Source organism: Ktedonosporobacter rubrisoli, from assembly GCF_004208415.1.
GTDB classification, from domain to species: domain Bacteria; phylum Chloroflexota; class Ktedonobacteria; order Ktedonobacterales; family Ktedonobacteraceae; genus Ktedonosporobacter; species Ktedonosporobacter rubrisoli.
In genome coordinates, this window is the sequence record NZ_CP035758.1 from 5,058,960 (window position 1) to 5,081,568 (window position 22,609).

16 protein-coding genes are annotated in these 22,609 nt (G+C 53.1%); 7 read left to right on the forward strand and 9 right to left on the reverse strand.

Going from position 1 to position 22,609, the window contains the following annotated elements:
* Positions 1-158: 158 nt before the first annotated feature.
* From kdpA to EPA93_RS22105, 3 genes are all read right to left on the reverse strand, one after another.
* The gene (gene kdpA / locus EPA93_RS22095) at positions 159-1,856 is read right to left on the reverse strand and encodes a potassium-transporting ATPase subunit KdpA (protein ID WP_129889591.1); all 1,698 of its coding nucleotides are present in this window, start codon (positions 1,854-1,856) and stop codon (positions 159-161) included.
* 398 nt (positions 1,857-2,254) lie between these two features.
* A complete protein-coding gene (gene menA, locus EPA93_RS22100; RefSeq protein WP_129889592.1) occupies positions 2,255-3,007 on the reverse strand; it encodes a 1,4-dihydroxy-2-naphthoate octaprenyltransferase in 753 nt (250 codons plus the stop codon).
* Positions 2,998-3,195 carry a hypothetical protein gene (locus EPA93_RS22105; protein ID WP_129889593.1) on the reverse strand — a complete coding sequence of 66 codons (198 nt, stop codon included), beginning with the start codon at positions 3,193-3,195 and terminating at the stop codon, positions 2,998-3,000. Before EPA93_RS22105 ends, menA begins: the two co-directional genes overlap by 10 nt.
* A gap of 275 nt (positions 3,196-3,470) precedes the next feature.
* Between EPA93_RS22105 and EPA93_RS22110 the strand changes: the two genes are divergently transcribed.
* Complete coding sequence (locus EPA93_RS22110) at positions 3,471-4,622, forward strand: LacI family DNA-binding transcriptional regulator (protein WP_129889594.1); 1,152 nt, start codon at positions 3,471-3,473, stop codon at positions 4,620-4,622.
* A 1-nt stretch (position 4,623) separates the two neighbouring features.
* Here the strand turns inward: EPA93_RS22110 and EPA93_RS22115 are convergent, their stop codons facing one another.
* Positions 4,624-7,218 carry a heavy metal translocating P-type ATPase gene (locus tag EPA93_RS22115; RefSeq protein WP_129889595.1) on the reverse strand — a complete coding sequence of 865 codons (2,595 nt, stop codon included), beginning with the start codon at positions 7,216-7,218 and terminating at the stop codon, positions 4,624-4,626.
* Between the two features lie 162 nt (positions 7,219-7,380).
* Positions 7,381-7,809, reverse strand: coding sequence for a YidH family protein (locus tag EPA93_RS22120; protein WP_165423323.1), 429 nt, complete (start codon positions 7,807-7,809; stop codon positions 7,381-7,383).
* Between the two features lie 262 nt (positions 7,810-8,071).
* On the opposite strand from EPA93_RS22120, the gene EPA93_RS22125 reads away from it, so the two are divergent.
* Positions 8,072-8,936 (forward strand): IS5 family transposase gene (locus EPA93_RS22125; RefSeq protein WP_242527276.1). Its coding sequence is split into 2 segments (ribosomal slippage): positions 8,072-8,455 and positions 8,457-8,936, totalling 864 coding nucleotides; the frame shifts between segments, so codons are not numbered across the junction.
* A gap of 65 nt (positions 8,937-9,001) precedes the next feature.
* On the opposite strand, the gene EPA93_RS22130 is transcribed toward EPA93_RS22125, so the two are convergent.
* Positions 9,002-9,622 (reverse strand): TetR/AcrR family transcriptional regulator, encoded by a 621-nt coding sequence (locus EPA93_RS22130; RefSeq protein WP_165423324.1) that lies wholly within the window; start codon positions 9,620-9,622, stop codon positions 9,002-9,004.
* A gap of 226 nt (positions 9,623-9,848) precedes the next feature.
* Here EPA93_RS22130 and EPA93_RS22135 point away from each other — a divergent pair, with 226 nt between their 5' ends.
* The 3 genes from EPA93_RS22135 (at position 9,849) to EPA93_RS22145 (ending at position 16,272) form a co-directional block, all read left to right on the forward strand.
* Complete coding sequence (locus EPA93_RS22135; protein ID WP_129889598.1) at positions 9,849-13,124, forward strand: bifunctional cytochrome P450/NADPH--P450 reductase; 3,276 nt, start codon at positions 9,849-9,851, stop codon at positions 13,122-13,124.
* Positions 13,125-13,394: 270 nt separating this feature from the next.
* Complete coding sequence (locus EPA93_RS22140) at positions 13,395-14,825, forward strand: aminotransferase class V-fold PLP-dependent enzyme (protein ID WP_129889599.1); 1,431 nt, start codon at positions 13,395-13,397, stop codon at positions 14,823-14,825.
* A gap of 238 nt (positions 14,826-15,063) precedes the next feature.
* Positions 15,064-16,272, forward strand: a complete 1,209-nt coding sequence (locus tag EPA93_RS22145) for a YncE family protein (protein ID WP_129889600.1) — start codon at positions 15,064-15,066, stop codon at positions 16,270-16,272.
* A 5-nt stretch (positions 16,273-16,277) separates the two neighbouring features.
* On the opposite strand, the gene EPA93_RS22150 is transcribed toward EPA93_RS22145, so the two are convergent.
* From EPA93_RS22150 to cbiM, 3 genes are all read right to left on the reverse strand, one after another.
* A complete protein-coding gene (locus tag EPA93_RS22150; RefSeq protein WP_129889601.1) occupies positions 16,278-17,102 on the reverse strand; it encodes an energy-coupling factor ABC transporter ATP-binding protein in 825 nt (274 codons plus the stop codon).
* Between the two features lie 92 nt (positions 17,103-17,194).
* Complete coding sequence (cbiQ, locus tag EPA93_RS22155) at positions 17,195-18,082, reverse strand: cobalt ECF transporter T component CbiQ (RefSeq protein WP_129889602.1); 888 nt, start codon at positions 18,080-18,082, stop codon at positions 17,195-17,197.
* Positions 18,082-19,383 carry a cobalt transporter CbiM gene (gene cbiM, locus EPA93_RS22160; protein ID WP_129889603.1) on the reverse strand — a complete coding sequence of 434 codons (1,302 nt, stop codon included), beginning with the start codon at positions 19,381-19,383 and terminating at the stop codon, positions 18,082-18,084. The genes cbiQ and cbiM overlap by 1 nt, the downstream gene beginning before the upstream one ends.
* Positions 19,384-19,793: 410 nt before the next feature.
* Here cbiM and EPA93_RS22165 point away from each other — a divergent pair, with 410 nt between their 5' ends.
* Both EPA93_RS22165 and EPA93_RS22170 read left to right on the forward strand, forming a co-directional pair.
* Positions 19,794-20,507 carry a hypothetical protein gene (locus EPA93_RS22165; RefSeq protein WP_129889604.1) on the forward strand — a complete coding sequence of 238 codons (714 nt, stop codon included), beginning with the start codon at positions 19,794-19,796 and terminating at the stop codon, positions 20,505-20,507.
* 184 nt (positions 20,508-20,691) lie between these two features.
* Positions 20,692-22,605 carry a copper resistance CopC/CopD family protein gene (locus EPA93_RS22170; protein WP_129889605.1) on the forward strand — a complete coding sequence of 638 codons (1,914 nt, stop codon included), beginning with the start codon at positions 20,692-20,694 and terminating at the stop codon, positions 22,603-22,605.
* Positions 22,606-22,609: the final 4 nt, after the last annotated feature.

Here is a 22,609-nt window from a genome sequence, read left to right on the forward strand (position 1 = left end):
GAAGCTGAGCGGTGGAACTTCTCCATCACTCAGGCTAATAACTGTTTTCGGCGCTACCCTGCATGTAGTGACATCAGCCGGTCATTGACGAGCAATTGATCTGCTCACGCACAAATTCGGGTCGTAAAACCAGGCCAATCTCACTGCCGTCCCACTGTTCAGAGGAGCAAGTGTTCAATGATTGGCCCAAGCGCCATCACTGGCAGATAGGTCAAGGCCACCACGATCAAAGTTGTCGCGATAATCACTGAAGCGAAGAGCGGCGAATCCGTTTTGAGTTTCCCTTGTGTCATAGGACGGCTGGTCTGTTGCGCGAACAATCCGGCAAAGGCCAGCGCCGGGATCGCTAATCCGAAACGTCCCAGGAGCATGGCGATGGCAGTTGTAGAGTTGTAGAAGAGCGAATTGGCCGATAGACCCGCGAAGGCCTGCCCATTATTCGCGAAAGACGAAGTATAAGCGTAAAGAACCTCAGTCAGACCGTGGGACCCGCTATTGGTGGTCAGCCCTGCCAGGCCAGGCCCGGTTGCAATAGCCACAGCAGTGAGCACAAGTATGCCGAAAGGGCCAATCAGCGTATATATCGCCAGGAGCTTCATCTCTGGCGGCTCAATGCGCTTGCCCAGGTATTCAGGAGTGCGTCCAATCATAAGGCCAGTGAGAAACAACCCTAGAAGGGCTATCATCAGAATGCTGTAGATCCCTGTCCCTAAGCCTCCAAAGACCATTTCTCCAAGGAGCATGTTCACCAACGGCACTGTTCCGCCAAGCGGGGTATAGCTGTCGTGTGCTGAATTGGTAGAACCAGTAGCTCCGTTAGAGGTTGTTACCGCCGTGAGGATCGAACCACTCACGCCGAAGCGCACCTCCTTGCCCTCCATATTTGGTTGTGAAGTGCCGATGACAGTGGCAAGTTTAGGGTTGCCGCTCTGCTCGGCCCAGGTGCCCAGGCCCAACGCCAGGATAAACAGGAAGATCATCACCCACAACAACAGCCATCCTTGTCGGGGCTTGCCAACCATACGCCCGAACGTGTTGGTCAAGGCAGCGGGAATGACGGCAATAGAGAGCATTTCAACCAGATTAGAAAACCAGGTCGGGTTCTCGTAGGGATGCGCACCGTTGACGTTAAAGAACCTTCCTCCGTTGGTGCCCAGATTCTTGATGCTCTCCAAAGCGGCTACTGGTCCCTGGGCAATAATCTGCATGCCACCTTCGAGCGGATACACACGTGTGTCAGGATTGAAGTTCATCGGCACTCCTTGCCAGACCAGTACCAGACTTACCAGTATTGAAGCTGGAAGCAGCACCCACAGCAACCCACGTACCAGGTCTACCCAGAAGTTTCCTAGTGTCCTTGTGTGCTGACGCGCAAAGCCGCGGATAAAGGCGATACCAACCGCCAGGCCAGCAGCTCCGGCCAGGAAGTTCTGGGCAACGAGACCGACGAGTTGGCTTGTGTAGCTCATAGTTGTCTCACCAGCGTATGCCTGCCAGGTGGTGGTCGTGGCAAAGCTGATAGCTGTGTTCATGGCCAGATCGGGCGTAAGCGGAGTCACCTGGTGTGCGGAGTCATAGAATGGGAGGAACTGTTGTAGACGCAGGAGAGCATAGAGCAGGAGGGTACCCGCCAGACTGAAGAACACAAAGGAGATAGCATATTCTTTAGCAGTCATCTCGTGCTCGGCATCAATGCGGCATAGTGCGTAGATGCCACGCTCAACTGGGCGAAGCGCTGGGTCCAGCCACGTCTTCTGCCCGGCAAAGACACATGCCAGGTAACCTCCGAGCGGTTTCACCAGGACGAGTATGATCAGGAGAAAGAGTGTATAGAGGGCAATTGCAGTAAGACTCATGGAAAATACTTCCTTTCAACAATAAGGTATCCGTGGTAGCCCATAGCCTGCTGCTGGATGCGTCGTGTTTCTCTTCTTATCCGACGAGGCGCGAGGCAGCTTGTTATTAGTAGTTGCTCCGCAAGTATATATTAATAAATGTCAATTATTAATCAATCAAAATGTTCGGCATGTAAAGAAAGACTCAATATTTGCACCATGAAAGTGGATAACTCAACAAACAAGAAAACACAGTCCCGAGGAGAAGACAATGTATATATTTTTCTGACTTCGCTGTGGCACTCATGAGAAAAACAGGGCCGAATGCTGCAGAATCGCAGATATGGCCCTGACAATTTTAATGCTAGCAGTTCAAGAGTCGTATCAGATATGACCGCATTGGAAATGAAATGATCAGCCTAAAGCACTCTGCTCACCACAGTAGCAACGAGCAGTCCCAGCGTGAGCACAAGACCAAACTGCAGTTGGAGCATAGAGGTTCGCTTCATCCCAATGATAAAGGTCATGCGATCAGTTGCGCCTAACACAGAGCGCACGTTTACAAAGGCCAGAGGGAAAGTTATCCAGGCGATCAGGCAATACCAGGGCAGCAGACCAAACAGCACTAAGAGCGTGAGTGTAAGATAGCTTCCCATCAGCAGGCAGGCATGATAGCGCTGGCCAAATTTCAAGCCGAAGCGCACCGGTAGCGTCTTTTTATTCACGGCTTTGTCATCCTGATAGTCGCGAACATTATTCATATTCATCATCGCCATGATCAGCAGGCCTATCGGCACGCTGGCGGCTACGGCTTTCCAGGACCAGTGGGGAATCTGCACAAAATATGCGCCCCAGGTCATTAAGAGGCCCATGGCAATATAGACCATGATATCCCCAAGGCCGCGGCTAGCAAGTTTAAACGGCTTAGCGCTATAGAAATAGGCAACGGCTATTCCAATAAGCCCAAGCAGCAAGATCGTCGGCCCCAGCATAGAAATCAGCATAAGCCCCATGATGGCAGCCAGCACAATACAGGCTATGCCGCCTCCCAGCACTTGATTAGCAGTCATTTCCTGGCGGAAGATAACGGTTGAGGCCCCTAAAGAGCCGGCATGATCCAGGCCATAGCGGTAATCAAAATACTCGTTAAAATAATTAGTGCCTATCTGCAAAAGCCAGCTTGCCCCAGAGTAAGCAAGAAAGTGACTATATGAAAAGTACCCTCATAGGCCGCCAGGGCCGTTCCCACAAGGATAGGGCTAGCAGTAGCAGTCAAGGTCATGGGACGCCCCGTCTTCACCCAGATTTTCCAGGCAGCTGGTTTTACATCGCCAGTCAGAGGTGTTCCTACATCTTTCATTCGTTGTTTCTCCGTTGCTGTTTCAGCAGAGCAAATTCAGTATAAAAAGCAAATTCAGTATAAATAGTAAGACTTCTATGGTATCAATGTCAAAAAAATGCAGAGTTTGAGCTGTCCCGATTCCCTGCTTTATCTTAATCGGCCAGAATAGGCCTACTCGTGCTGAATACTAGCCAAAAACGCCATGTTGGCATACAATGTCAGGTGTTAGAGTACTACTTCCCCGGTGATCTTACGATCAACGTGCCAAGGATAACCAGAGCAAAGAGGCATGCATGTCTGGAAAACATACTATAGATGATATTGCACGGCTGGCCGGCGTCTCAAAAGCAACAGTCTCGCGCGTTCTTAACCACAAGCCTGATGTAGACCCTAATACTCGTCAACGCATTTTGCGCATTGTAGAAGAGCAAGGCTTTGTTCCCAGCATTACAGCATCCGGCCTGGCTGGAGGGCGCAGCCGCCTGATTGGTGTGCTGGTGCCTTCATTTACCTGGCCGTTCATCCCCGATGTCATGCGCGGTATTGCCGAGGTTATTGGGCAAACCCAGTATGAGCTAGTGCTCTACAGCATCAACGACAGGCTGCGTGAGAACAATCGCACGAGCGTAATAGATCGCATTCTGGCCACGAAGCTTACCGCCGGTTTGCTGGCAATTTTTCCGGGCATGACCTCGCCACACCTTGGCCGGCTCTTCCAACACGACTTTCCTACTGTGGTTATCGACGATCAGGCCCTTCCACCCGATACGCCCTGGGTAGGTGCCAATAATATTACAGGCGCTTATACGGCCGTCAGTCATCTTATTAAGCTCGGACACCGCCGCATCGCGCATATCCCGGGTCCATTAAAGCTGCTCTGTTCGCGCGAACGCTATCAAGGATACTGCCAGGCGCTAGAAGAGCACGGTTTGCCTCTGGACCCTGACTTGCTTATAGAGGGAGACTTTCAACCCAAAGGCGGACGCCTGAGCGCCAATAAGCTCCTCAATCTGCCAGCCGAGAAGCGCCCTACGGCGATATTTGCCGGCAACGATCAGATGGCCTATGGAGTTCTGGCAGCTGCTGAAGAGCGCGGGATGCGTGTACCGGGGGACCTTGCCCTGGTTGGCTTTGATGATATCAGTACTTCCATTCACGTACGCCCGGCCCTTACTACAGTCAGGCAGCCCTTTTATAAGATGGGACAGTGCGCCATCGAGATGCTGCTATCTGCTCTCGACGCTCCTCGCTATCCCATAGCGGGCAAACCTTTTACCCCCTTCCTGCCGGCTTCCCTGGCCAATCATGAAGATGGCTTAGAGATAAAAAATGCGAATGGACCTGAGCCCATTCGCGTTTATCTGCCTACAAGTCTGGTTGTACGTGCCTCGTGCGGTTCGCCTTATCCTTTCACAGTCCCCATAACGGCCACGCCACCGAAGTAGCTTAGCCGCGCTTGCCAAAGCGGCGCAAACGTAGCGAGTTACTCACCACAGTGACTGACGATAAGGCCATTGCTGCAGCGGCAAAGATGGGTGCCTGCTCTTTCAAAAATGGGATCAATGGCGATAGGATGGCGGTCGGAACGAGGACCACATTATAAGCAAAAGCCCAGAAGAGGTTCTGCTTGATCGTACGCATGGTAGCGCGCGAAAGCTTTAGCGCTGTGGCCAGGCTATATAGATTGCCCTTAACCAGCGTAATATCTGCAGCCTCCATAGCAATATCCGTTCCGGTCCCCATCGCGATACCGGCATCGGCCTGTACCAGAGCTGGAGCATCATTAATCCCATCGCCGGCGAAGGCTACGACAAGCCCTTGCTCCTGTAAGCGCTTCACCTGCCTGGCTTTATCTTCAGGCAGAACTTCGGCCAGCACGCGTTCTGCCGGAATCCTGACTTGTTCAGCAATTGCCTGTGCAGTGCGCCGGTTATCGCCAGTGATCATCCATACGTTAAGACCTTGCTCATGCATATGAGCGATGGCCTCTTGCGAGCCCACTTTCAGGGTATCGGCCACCGCGATGACACCCACAGCCTTGCCGTCAAGCGCGATAAGCATAGTTGTCTTCCCCTGCGCTTCCAGAGCTTCCAGATGGGACAGGAGCGAGGCATAGTCAACAGTATACTCATCAAGCAGGCGACGCGTGCCTACAAGCAATATATGCCCCTCAACTACTGCTTCCAGGCCACGCCCGGCTAAAGCCGTAAAGCGCTCCGGTGAGGCGGCAATTGTCAGGCCGCGCGTCCTGGCTCCCTCTACGATCGCTGTGGCCAGGGGATGCTCTGAGCCTCGTTCGGCTAGCGCAGCCAGGCGCAAAACTTCATAGCTCTGCATTTCTGGAAGCACAATAATATCGGTAAGTTCAGGCTTCCCCTTAGTAATCGTGCCGGTCTTGTCAAGGAGCACAGCACGTACAGCTTTGATGCGCTCAAGGCTTTCGCCGCCCTTAATCAGAATGCCTTGCTCAGCTCCCTTACCAGTTCCAACAATAATCGCGGTGGGTGTGGCCAGACCTAGCGCGCAGGGGCAGGCAACTACCAGGACCGAAATTGCCGCAATCAAGGCAGTAATCATGGGACTTGTACAATTTATGTTTCCCATGACCATACCAGGCATAACGCTGCATAACGGGTCCATGGGCGTGAGGCTACCAGCAATAGCCCAGCCAATGAAAGTGAGCAAAGCAATACCCAGAACAACAGGCACAAAGATCCCCGAAACCTTATCGGCAAGGCGCTGGATAGGAGCCTTAGAACCCTGAGCCTGCTCAACCAGGCGAATTATGCTGGCCAGCAGCGTATCAGCGCCAACTTTGGTCGCGCGCATACGCAGCAAGCCGCGCTGATTCAGCGTAGCTCCTATCAACTCGTCTCCCTGGCTCTTCTCTACCGGGATGCTCTCGCCTGTAATCATCGCTTCATCGACAGCTGAGGAGCCAGCAAGTACCAGACCATCCACAGGTATTTTCTCGCCGGGCCGCACAATCAGCTCATCATTGACGCGTACCTGCTCTACAGGCAACTCTAGCTCCTGGCCGTGGCGCACAACATGAGCGACGCGCGCTTGCAAGCCCATGAGCTTCTTGATAGCATCATTGGTCTGGCCTTTCGCGCGCGCCTCCAGATACTTACCGAGAAATATCAGGGCAATGATCAGAGCTGCCGTATCATAGAAAGTGACCATCCCGACAACCTGCGGGAAAAATGTAGCCACCACGCTCATGATATACGCTGCGGTTGAGCCTAAGGAGACCAGGGTATCCATATTGGCTCCGCCGTGACGCAAAGCGTTAAGCGCTCCCCGATGAAATTCCCAGCCCACAAAAGCCCAGATTGGCGTAGTCAGCACCAACAAAAGATAATTTTCGCCAGGGAAGGCATTCATGAAAAACATGCTAAGGATAACGACGGGTACAGCCAGCGCAATGCCCAGAAGCAACAGGTTGCGCTTACGCGTAAGTTCCCTTTGGCGACGCTGACTGCGCTCATCCAGCTGGGCATTTTCGCCAGCCGACCGTGCTTCCTGCTGCACATCAGGCTCGGGAGCATTCAGCAATATGGCCTTATAACCTACCGCCTCTACCTTGCGTATCATTTGCGCGGGATCGGTCTGTTGAGGATCATAGCTGACCGTCGCACGCTCCGTCGCCAGATTTACGCTCGCTTCTTTGATCCCCTCCACTTTCTTCAGCCCCTTCTCTATGCGCATCGCACATGAGGCACAGGTCATCCCTTCCAAGGCAAAAATAGCCTCTTGAGAGGTGGCAGGAGGTACCAGAGGCCTGGCCTTATAACCTACAGCCTCTACTTTTTGCACCATCTGCTCTACGCCCGTTTGCTGGGGATCATAGCTGACTGTCGCACGCTCCGTCGCCAGGTTTACGCTCGCTTCTTTGACCCCCTCCACTTTCTTCAGCCCCTTCTCTATGCGCATCGCACACGCGGCACAGGTCATCCCCTCCAGCTCCAGCACTACGCTACATGCCGCCTCGCGCTGATCAGTTGAAGTTAGTTCTTCTATATAATGCTCAGTAGCCATAACAGTTTTCCTGCGTTCTTAAAGAACTTAGCCGGACACATCACCCGCACCCCCCTGGTGTGGGTATATCGTTTATTATAGCGTGCAGCCCCCAACCTGTCAAATGCGGCCTCAAGCTCAACTAAAGCTGGTCTGCAGAAAAGAATGAAGGAGCAAAATCGGTCAAGAGGTCAGAAGCAGATAAACGACGAGGAAGAGCCCGATAACGCTGGCTAGAACTGTGAGAGCGATTGAAAACCAGGCTTGCGGCCGAAACTGCTCCTGATCAATGGAGCGACGAATATGCAGAAAATTGATCAATGCGGCAATCATAACAATCGTCCCAAAGACCGCCAGACTCACGCCCACGGCAGAAGAGGCATGCCAGGGAACTATAGAATAGCCTTTCAGGCCCAGCTCACGCAAGAGCAAGCCGAAGCGCTCCACGACAAAGCCAAAGGTCATCGTGGCCAGTCCGGTCCGTATCCAGGCCAGGAATGTGCGCTCATTAGCTAAATGATCGCTCACTTTCTTGCTGGTCGCCGTTTTCTTTTTGGCAAAGATACTTTGCTCGTCTCCAGCAGGGTTAACAATTTCTTCGTTACGAGCCATTATATTTATCTCCTGAAGGCTGAAGGCGATCATCTACATGCAAGCCTGCCTAATAAGCAGGGTGGCGCATCGCGTTCTCAGCATTTCACGGAATATCTCTCCTCCCTTTCAAGCTGGCAGATATTCCGTATGTCTACAACGAGAAGACACGATCCTGAATGTAGCTAACCTTCTTAGAGTGTGTCCTAGCTAGAACAATGAGCCGATAGTTCAGAGAAAGGAGAGTTCAGCCGAAAGCACAACTCGAAAGGAACGAACCAAGATGTGTGAGCCAATCAAGCGAAAACGTTACCCGTCGGATCTGACCGATGCGCAATGGGAGCTGATCAAGCCGTTCATCCCAGCAGTCTCTGCCCAGGCCACAACGGCCCTTCACGAGCGACGAGAAATCGTCAATGCTATCCTCTATGTGTTGCGCACAGGCTGCTCATGGCGACAGATGCCGCACGACCTGCCCAATGGCAAAACGGCCCATCACTACTTCCGCATCTGGACGCAGGCGGGGATTTGGGAGCCCATCATGGCCCACCTGCGCCGACAGGTACGCACCCAGATGGGGCGGGACCCGGAACCCAGCGCTGCGATCATCGATAGCCAGTCGATCAAAACGGCTCCCGTGCCAGGAAGCGACAAGGGCTTCGACGCGGGGAAAAAAAATCTATGGGCGTAAACGCCACGTGCTCGTGGATACGCAGGGTTTCCTTCTGGCTGTCAAAGTGCATGCCGCCAACATCGTGGATCGCGTGGGGGCCAGGCTCTTGCTCAGCCAGTTGCCGCGCTCTTTCCCGCGTCTGTGCCACCTCTTTGCGGATAAGGGCTATACAGGACCATTGCTCGACTGGATTGCGCAGCGATTGCACTGGACCACAGAACTGGTGCCACAGGCTCACAATAGGTCCCATCAGCACTGGATCCTCGTGGACGGCCAACCGGTTCTGCTGCCCCGGCCCAAGACGGGTTTTCAGGTGCAAAGGAAACGATGGGTCGTCGAACGCAGCTTGGCCTGGTTCACCCGTTTCCGCCGCTTAGCTCGCGACTACGAAGGGCTCACCACCAGTTCAGAAGCCTTTCTTCAGCTCGCCTCGGTTCGGCTTATGCTTTCGCGCTTATCTCCTTTCCGCTACTGATTCTTGTGGTTAGGACACTCTCTTACTATCACGTAGCATAGTATGCAAATGACACACTTTACAATTTATTGGTCAGCACGCGCTGCCTCGCCCGACGCCTGACCTTGCCTTAGCTTGAGTACACTCTCAACGCCAGGATTGATCAGTCGCCAGAACAAATCCCCCATCTCCTCGGCTGTCGGTGTCAGTTTATGATCAAGCCACCAGCTCACCATCGCCAGTAGCGCACCAGCCTGATAATTTGCTACGAGCTCAACATCCACATTAGTAGTTTCTTCCGACAAGAAAGGGGTAAGGATATAACGTTCGATCAAGCGGGCAATAATATTCCTCATGCGTATCGCAATGATCGGCGGCCCTCCTTCACCCAACAAGGCACGATAGATAGCCTGGTGCTGCTCCACATACTTGAAAACCATGATGTTCATGGTTTGAAAACTAGAGAAATCAGTCCCATCTATATAGGCAACAAGACCGTTGACAAAATCTTCAAGGATCGCCGCTAACAACTCTTCTTTATCGCGATAGTGCAAATAGAAGGTTGCGCGCCCTACGTTGGCCCGTTCAGCTATATCCTGCACAGTCACGGCATCATAGCCACGTTCAGCTATCAAGTCAAATAAGGCCTCACTCAGCATCTGGCGCGTCCTCTGGATACGTCGATCCATATCACGTTTCCTGCCCATAGTGCTCTCCCGTCTAATATTAGACAAAAACATTGGGGTGTCTGTGTTCTCGATAATACCTGAAAACACCGCAAAAATATACCACTTTGGCTTGACAGCGCGTAGCTTCACGGCCTATACTTTTATTAGACATCACGTCCATCAATAGACAATATGTATTATAAATATACCATATAATAGATGCCACCAGCAAGACGGGCTGGTTATGGAGAAAAGAGGATGTATCATGGATGCCAGAACAAAAAGCGTAAGCCAGAATAATTCATACACCTGCGCAGAAATCCCGCAGCCTGCACCAAAGCCCCTGGTTGGCAACCTGTTTGAGCTGGAGGGCGGGCAACATGTACAAAGTATGATTTCTCTTGCCCGCGAATATGGACCAATCTTTCAGCTTGAATTTCCCGGCAGACAGCTAGTAGTCGTCTCAGGCTTTGACCTGGTAAACGAGCTCTGCGATGAAAGCCGCTTCGATAAAAAAGTCTGGGCTCCCCTACAAAAAGTTCGCTCTTTTGCCGGTAACGGGCTCTTTACTGCTGATACCGTCGATCCCGACTGGCATAAAGCTCACAATATCCTTTTACCGAACTTCAGCCTGAAGGCCATGCAAGGCTATCTGCCCATGATGGTCGATATCGCCGAACAACTGATGGCAAAATGGGAGAGAATGAACGCCGACGATGAAATTGATGTGCCGGGCGACATGACCCGCTTAACGCTTGATACCATCGGCCTGTGTGGTTTTGATTACCGCTTCAACTCATTTTATCGCGAGGACATGCACCCCTTTGTCCGCAGCATTGTACGCGCCTTGGGCGAATCGATGGATAGCCTGGGACGCCTGCCTCTCCAGGATAAACTGATGGTACATAAGCACAAGCAGTTACAGGCCGATATCGATTTTATGAATAATACAGTTGACCGGGTTATCCGCGAGCGCAAGGCCGCCGGCGATATAGCCTCCGGCCCCAAAGATCTGCTCAGCTATATGCTCACGGGCGTTGATAAAGGCAGCGGGACCGGGCTTGATGATGTGAATATTCGCTATCAAATCATCACCTTCCTCATCGCCGGACATGAGACAACCAGTGGCCTCCTCTCATTTGCGCTGTACTTCCTACTACACCATCCGGAGGCACTCGCCAGGGCCTACGAAGAAGTTGACCGCGTTCTGGGCGCCGATACGCGACAAATGCCCACCTTTGCGCAGGTCAATCGTCTAAAATATGTTTCGCAGATTCTTAAAGAGACGCTAAGATTATGGCCGACCGCGCCAATGTTCTCGGTCTATCCTTACGCCGATACGACCCTTGGCGGCAAATATCAGGTCACTAATGAGAAGGACTGGGCGGTCTTGCTTCCTATGCTACATCGCGATAAGAGCGTCTGGGGCGAGGATGCCGAAGAGTTTAACCCTGATCGCTTTAGCGTCGAGGCCGAGCAGGCCAGGCCAGCTAATGCCTACAAGCCCTTTGGCAATGGGCAACGCGCCTGCATTGGACGTCAATTCGCCATGCAAGAAGCCACGCTGGTGCTAGGGATGATCTTGCAACGCTTCCAGCTTATTGATCATACCAACTATCAGCTCAAGGTAAAAGAGACGCTTACGCTCAAGCCCGATAACTTTAAGCTGCGCGTTCGCTCTCGCACCGATGCCGAGCGCCACAGTACGGCCATTGGGCAGGTCAAGCCAGTGGAGGTGATAACCACTACGGCGGCAGCGCCGATCACGGCTGTAGCCAATCAGCACCACACGCCCTTGCTGGTGCTCTATGGTTCCAATCTAGGCACAGCCGAGGACCTTGCTCACCATATCGCTGAAGACGCTAAGCTTAAGGGCTTCGCGGCAACTGTGGCTCCTTTAGATGACTATACGGCAAAGCTGCCGACAGAAGGTGCCCTGATCGTCGTAACAGCTTCTTATAACGGCACTCCGCCTGACAATGCAGTCAAGTTCTGCAGTTGGCTCAAAGATGCAGCATTGGCCCAGGATGCCTTGAAGGGGGTGCGCTACACTGTCTTTGGCGCTGGTAATCGCGAATGGGCCTCGACATTTCAGGCCATTCCGCGCCTGATCGATAGCAAACTTGAGCAACACGGCGCACAGCGCATTTACCAACGTGGAGAAGGAGATGCCAGCGACGACTTTGATGGCCAGTTCCAGAGCTGGTATCAGCCGCTGTGGAACCAGCTGGCCGAAGTTCTAGATCTGGATCTTGGCGAAGATCTGGCCGCTCAGCATCCACTTTACGAGGTCGAGGTCATCGCCGGAGAACAACCGAGCAATCCCTTCGTGGCTTCCTTTGGTGCGCAGGCAATGAAGGTACTGACCAATCGCGAGCTGCACACGAAAGACGGTCCAATGCCCTCTGAGCGCTCAACGCGTCATATCGAACTGGAAATGCCGGCCGGGGTTACCTATCGCGCAGGGGATCACCTGGGCGTTGTTGCCAGCAATAGCCAGGCGCTAGCGCAGCGGGTTGCCAGCCGCTTCAACTTCGACAGCCAGACACGCATCCGCCTTCATCAGAGCGATGATCGAAAAACCCATCTGCCCATTGACGAACCTGTTCTGGTCTTTGATCTGCTCACTAACTATGTAGAGCTGCAGGATGTGGCTAATCGCTCACAGCTTAAAGTGCTGGCCGAGTACACACAATGCCCACCCGAGAAACAAAAGTTGCTGGCCCTGGCTGGCAACGACGAAGCGAGCGCCGCGCTCTATCGTGAAGAGGTTCTGAACAAGCGAAAAGCGCTAATAGATCTGCTCGAAGAATTTCCTGCCTGCGAGCTGCCTTTCAAGGCCTTTCTGGGGCTGCTGGCGCCGATTCGCCCGCGCTACTACTCGATCTCGTCATCACCCCTAGAGCAGCCCGGACGCTGTAGCATCACGGTGGGAGTGGTAAGAGGTCCGGCCAGATCAGGTCACGGCGAGTTCTGCGGCCTTTGCTCCAATTATCTGGCGCAGTTGCCAGAAGGCGCGAGCATCTATGGATTTATTCGCGATACAAAATCAGCCTTCCGCCTGCCAGACGAGTCGACTACACCGCTAATTATGGTGGGTCCGGGCACAGGTCTGGCTCCCTATCGCGGCTTCTTGCAGGAGAGAGCAAGCCAGAAACGGCAGGGTCAGCAAGTTGGGAGCTCGCTCTTGTTCTTTGGTTGCCGCCATCCGCAGCAAGACTTCATCTACGAGCAGGAACTTAAGTCTTACGAAGAGCAAGGGCTTATCACCTTAGCCACAGCCTTCTCGCGCCTTGATAAAGACCGCAAGGTCTATGTTCAGGACAAGATCAAAGCGCACGGGGATGAGGTCTGGCAATTGCTTCAGGACGGTGCCAGCATTTATGTCTGTGGCGATGCTAGCCAGATGGCCCCAGATGTCCGCCGAGCGTTTGCCGCCATCTACCAGGAAAAAACAGGCAAGGATGCCCAGACCGCCGAGCAATGGCTCAACAAGCTGGTGAGCACAAACCGCTATCTTGTAGATGTATGGGGCAATTGAGCCACAGAACCCACGATGGCAGCCAGAACAAATCAGGCTGCCATTTTTGCATTAGCCTCCCTGACTCATCCGAATTGCTCAGCTACGCTTATCCTTCATCTTTATAATGTCAGTGCAAAGATGATTTACATTATCAACTTTATCAATTCTATCTTATATATATCTGCCATGTAAGTAAACATTGATTTTTCTGCAATGTTATGTGTATAATTGCCTATATGGGAATAACTACCCAGCAACCGCTTTACGCTCAGGGAGAATGACACATCAATGACTATAACTACTAAGCCCCAAACTGAAAAACATAAGGATTACCCACTTCCCGAAGTTGTGGGTAGCCAGACAGAGGTGCCACTGTTTGATGGGCAGCATATACGCTATGTAAACCTTGACAGTTCGGCCAGCACACCGCCACTGGTCAAAGTCCGCCAGGCAGTTGAAGACTTCTTGCCCTGGTATTCGAGCGTGCATCGCGGCGCAGGCTACAAGTCGCGCCTCTCCACCCATCTCTATGAGCATGCGCGCGACGTCGTTATGCGTTTTGTCGACACCGATCCATCGACGCATGTAGTTATTTTTATCCGCAATGCCACCGAAGCGCTTAATTTACTGGCCCACCGCATCGTGCTGGAACCAGACGAGCTCATTATCAGTACGCGCCTGGAGCATCATTCCAATCTCCTGCCCTGGTATCGCCGTCCCCACAAGCTCGTCGAGCTTACACCAGATGGCCGCATTAATCTCGAAGACCTGGAACGCTTACTGAAAGAGCATCATGGCAAAGTACGGCTCGTAACCGTCAGCGGTGCCTCCAACGTGACAGGCCTCAGACCAGATATCAACCATATCGCGCGCCTCGCGCATGAACATGGGGCAATGATCGCCGTTGACGCCGCTCAGCTGGCTCCTCACCGCGCCGTCTCTATGAAGCCACTGAGCGATCCAGAGCATATCGATATCCTGTCTTTCTCTGGACATAAGCTCTATGCGCCCTTTGGCGCCGGTGCTCTTGTCGTTCCCGCCACCTTATTTGCCGATGGAGAGCCGATGCTTGTCGGCGGTGGCAGCGCCTGCCTGGTCACCACAACAGGCATTAGCTGGGCTACTGGGCCGGATCTTGAAGAAGCTGGTTCGCCCAATGTAATTGGCGTTGTTGCGATGGCGGCAGCCCTCAAAGAGTTGATGCGCTATGGCATGGAACGTGTGGCGGAGCACGAGCGCGAATTGACAGCTTATACAGCGCGCCGCCTGCAAGCTATTCCTGGGCTAAAGCTTTATGGCCCTTCCTGGGACAGTATGCTCACCGAGAAAGAAGATCGCCTTGGCGTATTCAGCTTTAATCTGGATGGCCAATCATATGTGAAGGTAGCCGCTGTTCTTGCCAATGAGTGGGGCGTTGGCGTGCGTAGTGGCTGCTTCTGCGCACATCAGTACGTAGCCCATCTGCTGGGTATCTCAGAGGCCGATTCTACCGAAGCTCGCGAACGTCTAATTGCTGGTATGCCTGTTGAGCTGCCCGGTATGGTACGCGCCAGCTTCGGCCTGGCAAATACGCAAGAGGATATTGATCGCCTGGCCAGTGGGCTCGAAGCCATTGCGCGTGGTGATATTCGTGCTACCTACGTGCAAACTGAGAGTGGCGACCTTGAGCCAGCTAACTCGACCCATCCCTTTGCTGCACACGGGGAAAGCTTCCTCTAATCCGCAGCTCGCGGTATCTCTGTCCGTCGACACGCCCACCTTCACCTCAGCAATGGGCGTGTCGATATCAGGTGACGTTCCTCCACTCTTAGCGCCATGGACTTTCGGCAAAAAGCCTGCAGGCCCATCACTAACATTCCATCACTTCCTGACTACACTCCTGGCCCCAGTTCGGATATACTAAAGCCAGTGCTAGCAAAGCCAGGGATGTTTTAGAAAAGCGAGCAGGACAGAAAGTATGGAAATTTTTTCCGCGCGCGGCAGAAGAGAATACATTTGGAGGAAAAGACGAATCCCGCATCTTTTATTCTGCGGCCTTCTCCTTGCAGGTTGGTGGCTTTTTATCCCCACGGCGCATGCAGATGGTGGAGCGCCCAATCTTGCCTATATTTCAGGCACGCCGGCTGGCGTCAGCGTAATTGACGTCATGCAGCGACGCGTTAGCAGAACGCTTGCGGTGACTGGAGATCCACATACCATTCTGCTCAGCTTTGACGGAAAATATCTCTATACAAGTCAGCCAGCTCAGGAACGCGTCTCCGTGCTCGAAGCTGCCAGTGGCAAGGCCCATTGTTCAGCGGCTATCCCCGGCAAGCCCTCTTTGCTGGCTTTATCGCCACAGGGCGAGGCGCTCTATACGGCTGGCAATGGCGATACGCAGGTGCGCGCGCTCAATCCTATGACCTGCGCCATCGAGCATAGCTTCCCCATTGCCGGCCCGGTCTACGGTCTGGCTACCTCCTTGATGGGCGGCGCCTTCCCCGAGCATATCGGCCTCTACCAGCTCTGGGTTGCCACGACTGACAAGCTTATCGTGCTAGATACCGATGGTAAACAATTAGCCAGCTTCGCCTTGCCAGCCGGCCCGGCCTATCTCTGTATTCCACCCGGTACAGTAGCTTACGCCACAACGCGCCAGGGCACAGTTGTCGCCGTCGACCTCGCCACGCGCAAGGTCACGCCACCCTTGCTAGCTAACGGCACCTTCGGGCCAATGGACTACAACGCCAATACTGGTGAGATCTATGTGCCTGATATGCAACATCACCAGGTCCAGGTGCTCAGCCCTCTAACACCAGGGACAACTAATCCAAAGGGCAAGATAAGCCGCACAATTAGCCTGGATGGCATCCCAACCACGGTGGCAATAACAAATGATGGGCAGCTTGGCTTTATCGCTTTAGAAGATGGGCGCGTGGTGATGCTGGATATTCCGGGCAGACAGATCGTAACAACTATACGCGTAGAAGGGCAGCCGCACTTTATCATCACGGGCCTCTACCCTCCCACGCCCGCTGCTTCTCCTCCAGTCCAGCAACCGGTTGGTCCAACCCGGCCCGCCTGGCAAACAGGGCTACTGATAGTATTTCTGATAGCCTTCTTTCTTGCGCTGCTTGGCCTGGTAATCATTCTGGTTCGCTGGTGGAGAAGCAAGCAAAAAGCGTAAGCTCACTAGCGCTCAGGGGCAAAGGGTTCAAGCTCCTGCTCGCGCGGCAAACCAAATTGATGGAGTTGGGCGTGAATCAGGTTTGCCCGAATCAACAAATCGCGATCACGCAAGATCTGCGCCGGAGTTCCATCGGCCAGAATGCGTCGCTCTTCACCAATTACAACTACGCGTTTAGCGATGATAGGGACAATTTCCAGCTCATGGGTTGTGGTTATAATGGTCTTGCCCGCCTGACCCAGCAAGCGAATCAGGTTGACAAGCACCCATTTGGTACGCGGATCGAGCGAGGCAGTTGGCTCATCCAGTAGAATAACCTCCGGATGTAGCGAGAGCACCGAGGCAATCGCCGCCCGCTTTTTCTCGCCGCCCGATAATTCGAATGGAGCGCGCCGGGCCAGATGGAGGATCTCCATTTGTTCAAGAGCCTCTTTACAGCGGGCTTCTACTTCCTGCTGGCTCAAACCCAACTGCAACGGACCAAAGGCCACATCATCAAAGACCGTGGCACTAAACAGCTGCACATCCGGGTCCTGAAAGACCAGCCCCACCTCTTGATGGAAACCAAATGCTCCCTCGCCCGAAGCCACAGCTTTGATATCGCGTCCCAGAACGCGCATCGTCCCTTCCGTTGGCGCGTAGATCCCATCCAGCAACTTGAGCAGCGTCGATTTACCGCTTCCATTCGCCCCAAGCAGGACTACTTGTTCGCCCCGATAAACATCAAGATCGATTCCATCCAGCGCAACCTGTCGCCCATTGTAGAGATAGCGTACATTACGTAAATGGAAAACAGGCTGCTCGGCAGGAGCAGGAATATTCTCAGTCATTTTACCTACCTTCCCTTTGCAGTCTCCCAAACGAAAGCGGGATTGCGCAAGGCCTCTTATCCAGTTCCAACAGTCGTTGCGGCCGACCCGCTTTATAAGGGGAGGCCGAGAACGGTCAGATGCATTTGCATCAACAAAAATAGTCCAAGGGCCAGGCAGACGGCGCCGATCAGCGCACGCCAATCAGCGGCAGTCATCCGATACGTATTATAGGTATAGACTGATCCCTTGAAGCCGCGAGCCGCCATAGCCGCGTATACCTCGTTGCTCATCTTAAACGAGCGGTTCATCAGGCTGCCAATAGAGCCGCTAATCCAGCGGCGCTGCTCATGTCCACTGGTCCAACCCACGGTACGGCTTTTACGCGCCTCAAACATCCCATTGGCCATATGCAGGAACAAGAATATATAGCGGTATGTCATCGACAACAACAGAATGAAGACCTGCGGGACGCGCAAAGCCTGCAAGCTCTTCAAGATATCGGCCCACGGCGTTGACACAATCAGCAGCACAGCCAGCGAGACCGAAACTCCCACGCGGGCCACAAAAGTTGCAGCATTGAGCAGGCTCCCCCACGAGGGCCCGATATGCAGCGAGCCGAGCGTTAGTTCGAATAGATGTGGAGCAGGTCCCAGGAAGATTGAAGGGATAATTACAACCCCGGCAAAGAAAGGGATACCGACCCAAACCCGGCGCACAAAGAAATCAAAGGGTATCTGGCTGCGCCTGGCAATCCATAATAGTATCAGGTAAAGGAACAGCAAGATGAGCAGCGAGTTGGCTAAGCTGGCGGCCAGGACAGTTACCAGAAACATACCAAGCTTCGCACGCGGATCAATACCCTGGAGCCACCCGTTTTTACGGGTATGCTCCTCAGTAAAGACAGCCTGCTCAATCGCGCCAGAGATCCCGGAGAGCGTTTGCCCAATCCAGCCCCACTGTTTCTTATGCTCATTCGCATCGTCTTTGCGCAGCTCCATTAAACCGACCTTTCTGCCGTCCCTTCGGGTGGCGTCAGTTGCTCTGATTTCGCTCCAGGCCTACGCAGCAGGGCAGATCCACCTAAAACTACGAGGCCGATCAATAATATCCCAACAATACCTGAGATTTCATAGCCAATCGCTGTATGCCAAAGGGGAGCATTGGCCCCCGCAAAGAATGGTAAAGGAATATTATAGCCAGCCAGCGGTGCGCTAAAAATGCTGGATAGCTGCTGTAAGCCGTGCGGCACATAGCCAAAGGCTGCTTGCACGTCCTCTGGGCTACCTTCTCCAAAGGCAAAGCCTGGGGCAATGAGGCCCAGCGGCGCAATAATCGCGATGGCGACAAACGCGGTTCCGACCTTACGTAGGCGCGCAGGCAACAAGAACCAGGCCAGCGGAACAAGTACTACCGCGATAAGCAAGGTAATCCCAAGCATGACCGCTACGTCTGCCCAGTTTACCTGCGACCAATCAGCGCCAAAGAGATGGGCAATATTGCCGCCGCCAGTAATCAGGCCGGCAATAAATAGCACAACCACTGCCAACAAGATGCCCAGGCTGAAGATTTGCCAGAGCGGCATGCGTTGCGTCTGCCCCTCAGGAACCTCTTCGCCGCCGATGAGCTGGTATAACGAAGTAAGCAGATGGGGATGATTCTTCTGGATATAGGCCACCCCGAGAGCAGTTACCAGTGCCTCAACAAGCGAAGCTCCCAGCATATGCGAGATCAGCATAGCAGGAATAGAGATACTGAGTGGATACGGACTGTAGAGAGGCCTGCCTCCCTGACTGAACAGCAGTGGCTGTAAGCCAAGCTCAAGGCCGACAGCCAGTGCCGCCGCCGTAATCCCTACATATGCGCCAATACCGGCAGCCCAGACGCGCCGGGTCGAGAGCAACGGAGCATTACCAGCTATCAATTTATAGCAATAAAACCCGACAAATGGCAATATAATACCCATATTCAGGCAATTCGTAAAAATAGCAAGAACTCCACCATCACCAAAAAAGAGAGCCTGGATAATCAGCGCCGTACTTACGCCTATCACAGCCGCCCAGGGGCCGAGGATGATCGCCGCAAGCGTTCCTCCCACAGCATGTGCAGTTGTTCCACCAGGCACAGGTACGTTGAACATCATAATGGTAAAAGCAAAAGCCGCGAAGATTGCCAGTAACGGAATAGTTCGATTATTCAAGATCGACCTTACTTTTTTGGCGGCAATTGCCCAGGCAGGCACGGTAATAATACCTGTCCCCACTGAAAATATTGGGCTGAGGTAGCCATCCGGGATGTGCATTCTTAAGAGCCTCCATTACGCCATCAAAATAGCGCTTCTATACATGCGTCAATCTTATCAACAGATTGCCTCTGTATTTACTCCCTATACATATATACCACAAATTCGCTCTTGCGAATTTTTCTCGTTTGCTAATTTTTTGCAAAAAGCCAAAGCTGAGGCGCTTCTAGTCGCCATCAGCATATGCCTTACAGAAATTCCTCCCAGAAATAGGGATTCATCCTAATAGACACGAGATAAGCCTTAACGTATGCTGTTATAAGGTTCTTCTTTTTGGAGAGGGGCAAAAGGGATAACCTCTTCAGATATTTCGGGTCCCTCTGCTTAAAGAGAAGCTGTACGCAAATATAGGCAGACGCAATAAATCAGTTATTATAAAACAGAACATCACCACGACACGAGGAGAGATTATGAAACGAGTTATCCCTATAGGGCTCGTAGCCCTGGTAGCGGCCTTGCTCGCCACATTCTTTACAGTACTACCAGCCTCGGCGCACGAGGTACGTAACGTTGGTAAATACACATTTGTCGTCGGCTTTCTAAACGAGCCGGCTTATGCGAACCTGCAAAACAGCATTGATCTCACTATTTGTCAGGGCAAAGAATGCACTTATACCGTCAAAGATGGCTCGCGCGTCGTCGCTAATCCCGTCAACGACGCAGACAAGACCCTCAAGGCTGAAGTCTCAATTGGCGCATCTGCGCCCTTAAATCTACCGCTGGCGCCGCGCTGGGCCAACCCAGGTAAGTATGCCTCATACTTCATTCCCACAAAGACCGGGGCATATACATTCCATATCTCTGGCACACTAAACGGTGATAAAATTGATGAAAAGTTCACCAGTGGGCCCAATACCTTTGGCGAGGTAGAAGCGATTACAAGCTATCCATCCGCTACTGCTTCCGGCCAGAATCAGAGCGGCGCAGATACAGCAGCCCTGCAGAGTCAGATCAAAGAGGCAAGAGATAGTGCCTCCAGCGCAACAACATTTGGTATCATAGGTATTGTGGTTGGAGCTCTTGGTCTGCTGGCAGCCGGATTTGCCCTGACGCGCAAGCCACAGGCGCAAGCCGCAAGCGAGAAGGCAGCTCAGAAAGATACGGCTGATAGTCTACGTGGATAAACACACGTAGTTAAGAGCTCACGGCCTCTATATCCTCGGGGTAGATCAACACTGATCTACCCTTGTCCCATTTTCATGCCAACACGGCTCGCCAGTTCCAGGGTTCGTGAGCAGAGCGATAATCGGCAGCACTGCCCTCCTGGCTGAGGAGTTGATTATCCGTAATATTTGCAAGGATAAAAAGTTGCCACAGGGAGAAAAGAAAAGAACAGGAACAGCCATGCTTGCCTTAAAGCGTTTCCCTCTCAGGAGAGGTTTTAAATTATTGCTTCCCTTTTGTATTGCGCTAGGCATATTGCTACTTGTCCCGCTCACAGCTTATGCCCATGCCCAATACTTGCGTAGCAATCCTGCCGCCAATGCTCGTCTAGAAAGCGGCAAACCACCGACTACGGTTCAGGTCTGGTTCTCAGAGCAAATAGACCCCAGTTTCAGCAAACTTGAAGTCTTTAACAAGGATCGTCAACGCGTCGATGCCGGCGATAGCCATATCGCCCCCAATGATACATACTCGCTGATCATCTCCATGCGACCCGGCTTGCCAGATGGCCCCTATACTGTTGTTTTTCGCAACGTCTCAGCTGAGGATGGGCATGAGGTTCAGGGCAGCTTTAGCTTTGTGGTTGGTGGCGGGCCTCTTCCTGCCGCTAACGCGGATCTACTCGGCGCAGAGCAAACAGCTAACGACAACTTCAACATCTGGAGCATTCTGGTCCGCTGGCTCAATTATCTTGGTATGGCCGGTTTGGTCGGCTGCATCGCCTTTTTCTTCTTTGTCTGGCGGCCTGCGGCTGGCCAGTTAGATGAGTTTGTCGGGGCAACAGAACTAGAGAAGGCTCGCCAGGGTGTAGGGGCCCGGATGCAAGCAATTGCCCTCTGGAGCCTGATTACCCTCGCTGTTGGCTGGCTGGCCTTCCTGATCTATCAGGCCAGTATTGCAGGCGGAAGCGCCCCCTGGGAAATCTTCAGCAATGGAGCGCTCAGCGCCTTACTCTTTAAGAGCCGCTTCGGGACTGTCTGGTTAGTACGCCTGGCCCTGATCATCATTGCCAGCCTGATGCTCTGGCTCTCCTGGACAACTAACCATGCAGATAAAAAGCCAGGTGCGTCAGCGCGCCAATGGTTGCTCCTCTTTCCTGGCATCGCTATTATGCTCACCACCTCGCTAAATGCGCATGCGGCCGCTAACAAATTAGCCTGGCTACTGGTACCAGCCGACTCCCTGCACCTGGTCGGAACAAGCTTCTGGATCGGGGGAGTGCTCATGCTGGTGCTGGCTCTGCCTCTAGCTATACGCGCATTAGTGCCTGGCACAGGCGATCGCACGCGCCTCCTGGCCGTTCTTATCCCACGCTTCTCAACCATAGCCATTATCAGCGTGGCCATACTAGTGCTCACCGGCCTGCTTCAGGCATTTATTCATCTTGGCACGCTTGATGCGCTCTTCACCAGTAGCTATGGCCAGGCCTTGTGCATCAAGCTCGTTCTCTTTATCGTACTGCTTGGCCTGGGAGCCTTTAATCTGCTCAAGATTAGCCCACGCATGAGCGATTTTGCCCAGAGCAGCGACGAGGAGGTGGGGGCCAGTTCATTTGCCGCCGGTGCCTTGCAACGCACCTTCCAGCGCTCGGTCAGGATAGAGTTAGGAGTGATGATAGCCTTGCTCATCGTCGTTGGTGGACTCACCAGTCTGGGACCACCCCAGGTCAATGCCGGGCAGGCCCCTCAATCCTCATCGGCTTCTGGCGGACCTCTCACCCATCAGGGCCAGGCCGGCGATATTAGCTATCGCATAGCGATTAATCCCGGCAAGATAGGCTATAACACGTTTGAGCTTGAGCTTAAGGACAAAAACGGTAAGCCCGTCAAGCAGACCGACGCCGTTATCGCCCGCTTCTTGATGCTTGATATGGATATGGGCGTACAGGAAGTAGATTTCAAGCCAATCGCCAATAAGCCGGGATACTATAGCGCGACAGATAGCGTCCTGAGCATGGCCGGCGACTGGCAAATCTCTGTTCTGGTGCGCCGCACAGGTTTCGATGATGTGAAAGACTCATTTCAGTTGAAATTGCAGGCGCCTGGCTATAGCAGTTAAGCGT

What these genes read in the sequence shown, in the direction of transcription:
- kdpA (WP_129889591.1), bottom strand. Translation starts at nt 1,856, where the DNA reads ATGAGTCTTACTGCAATTGCCCTCTATACACTCTTTCTCCTGATCATA.
- EPA93_RS22105 (WP_129889593.1), bottom strand. Translation starts at nt 3,195, where the DNA reads ATGAAAGATGTAGGAACACCTCTGACTGGCGATGTAAAACCAGCTGCC.
- EPA93_RS22110 (WP_129889594.1), top strand. Translation starts at nt 3,471, where the DNA reads ATGTCTGGAAAACATACTATAGATGATATTGCACGGCTGGCCGGCGTC.
- EPA93_RS22115 (WP_129889595.1), bottom strand. Translation starts at nt 7,218, where the DNA reads ATGGCTACTGAGCATTATATAGAAGAACTAACTTCAACTGATCAGCGC.
- EPA93_RS22120 (WP_165423323.1), bottom strand. Translation starts at nt 7,809, where the DNA reads ATGGCTCGTAACGAAGAAATTGTTAACCCTGCTGGAGACGAGCAAAGT.
- EPA93_RS22130 (WP_165423324.1), bottom strand. Translation starts at nt 9,622, where the DNA reads ATGGGCAGGAAACGTGATATGGATCGACGTATCCAGAGGACGCGCCAG.
- EPA93_RS22135 (WP_129889598.1), top strand. Translation starts at nt 9,849, where the DNA reads ATGGATGCCAGAACAAAAAGCGTAAGCCAGAATAATTCATACACCTGC.
- EPA93_RS22140 (WP_129889599.1), top strand. Translation starts at nt 13,395, where the DNA reads ATGACTATAACTACTAAGCCCCAAACTGAAAAACATAAGGATTACCCA.
- EPA93_RS22145 (WP_129889600.1), top strand. Translation starts at nt 15,064, where the DNA reads ATGGAAATTTTTTCCGCGCGCGGCAGAAGAGAATACATTTGGAGGAAA.
- EPA93_RS22150 (WP_129889601.1), bottom strand. Translation starts at nt 17,102, where the DNA reads ATGACTGAGAATATTCCTGCTCCTGCCGAGCAGCCTGTTTTCCATTTA.
- cbiQ (WP_129889602.1), bottom strand. Translation starts at nt 18,082, where the DNA reads ATGGAGCTGCGCAAAGACGATGCGAATGAGCATAAGAAACAGTGGGGC.
- cbiM (WP_129889603.1), bottom strand. Translation starts at nt 19,383, where the DNA reads ATGCACATCCCGGATGGCTACCTCAGCCCAATATTTTCAGTGGGGACA.
- EPA93_RS22165 (WP_129889604.1), top strand. Translation starts at nt 19,794, where the DNA reads ATGAAACGAGTTATCCCTATAGGGCTCGTAGCCCTGGTAGCGGCCTTG.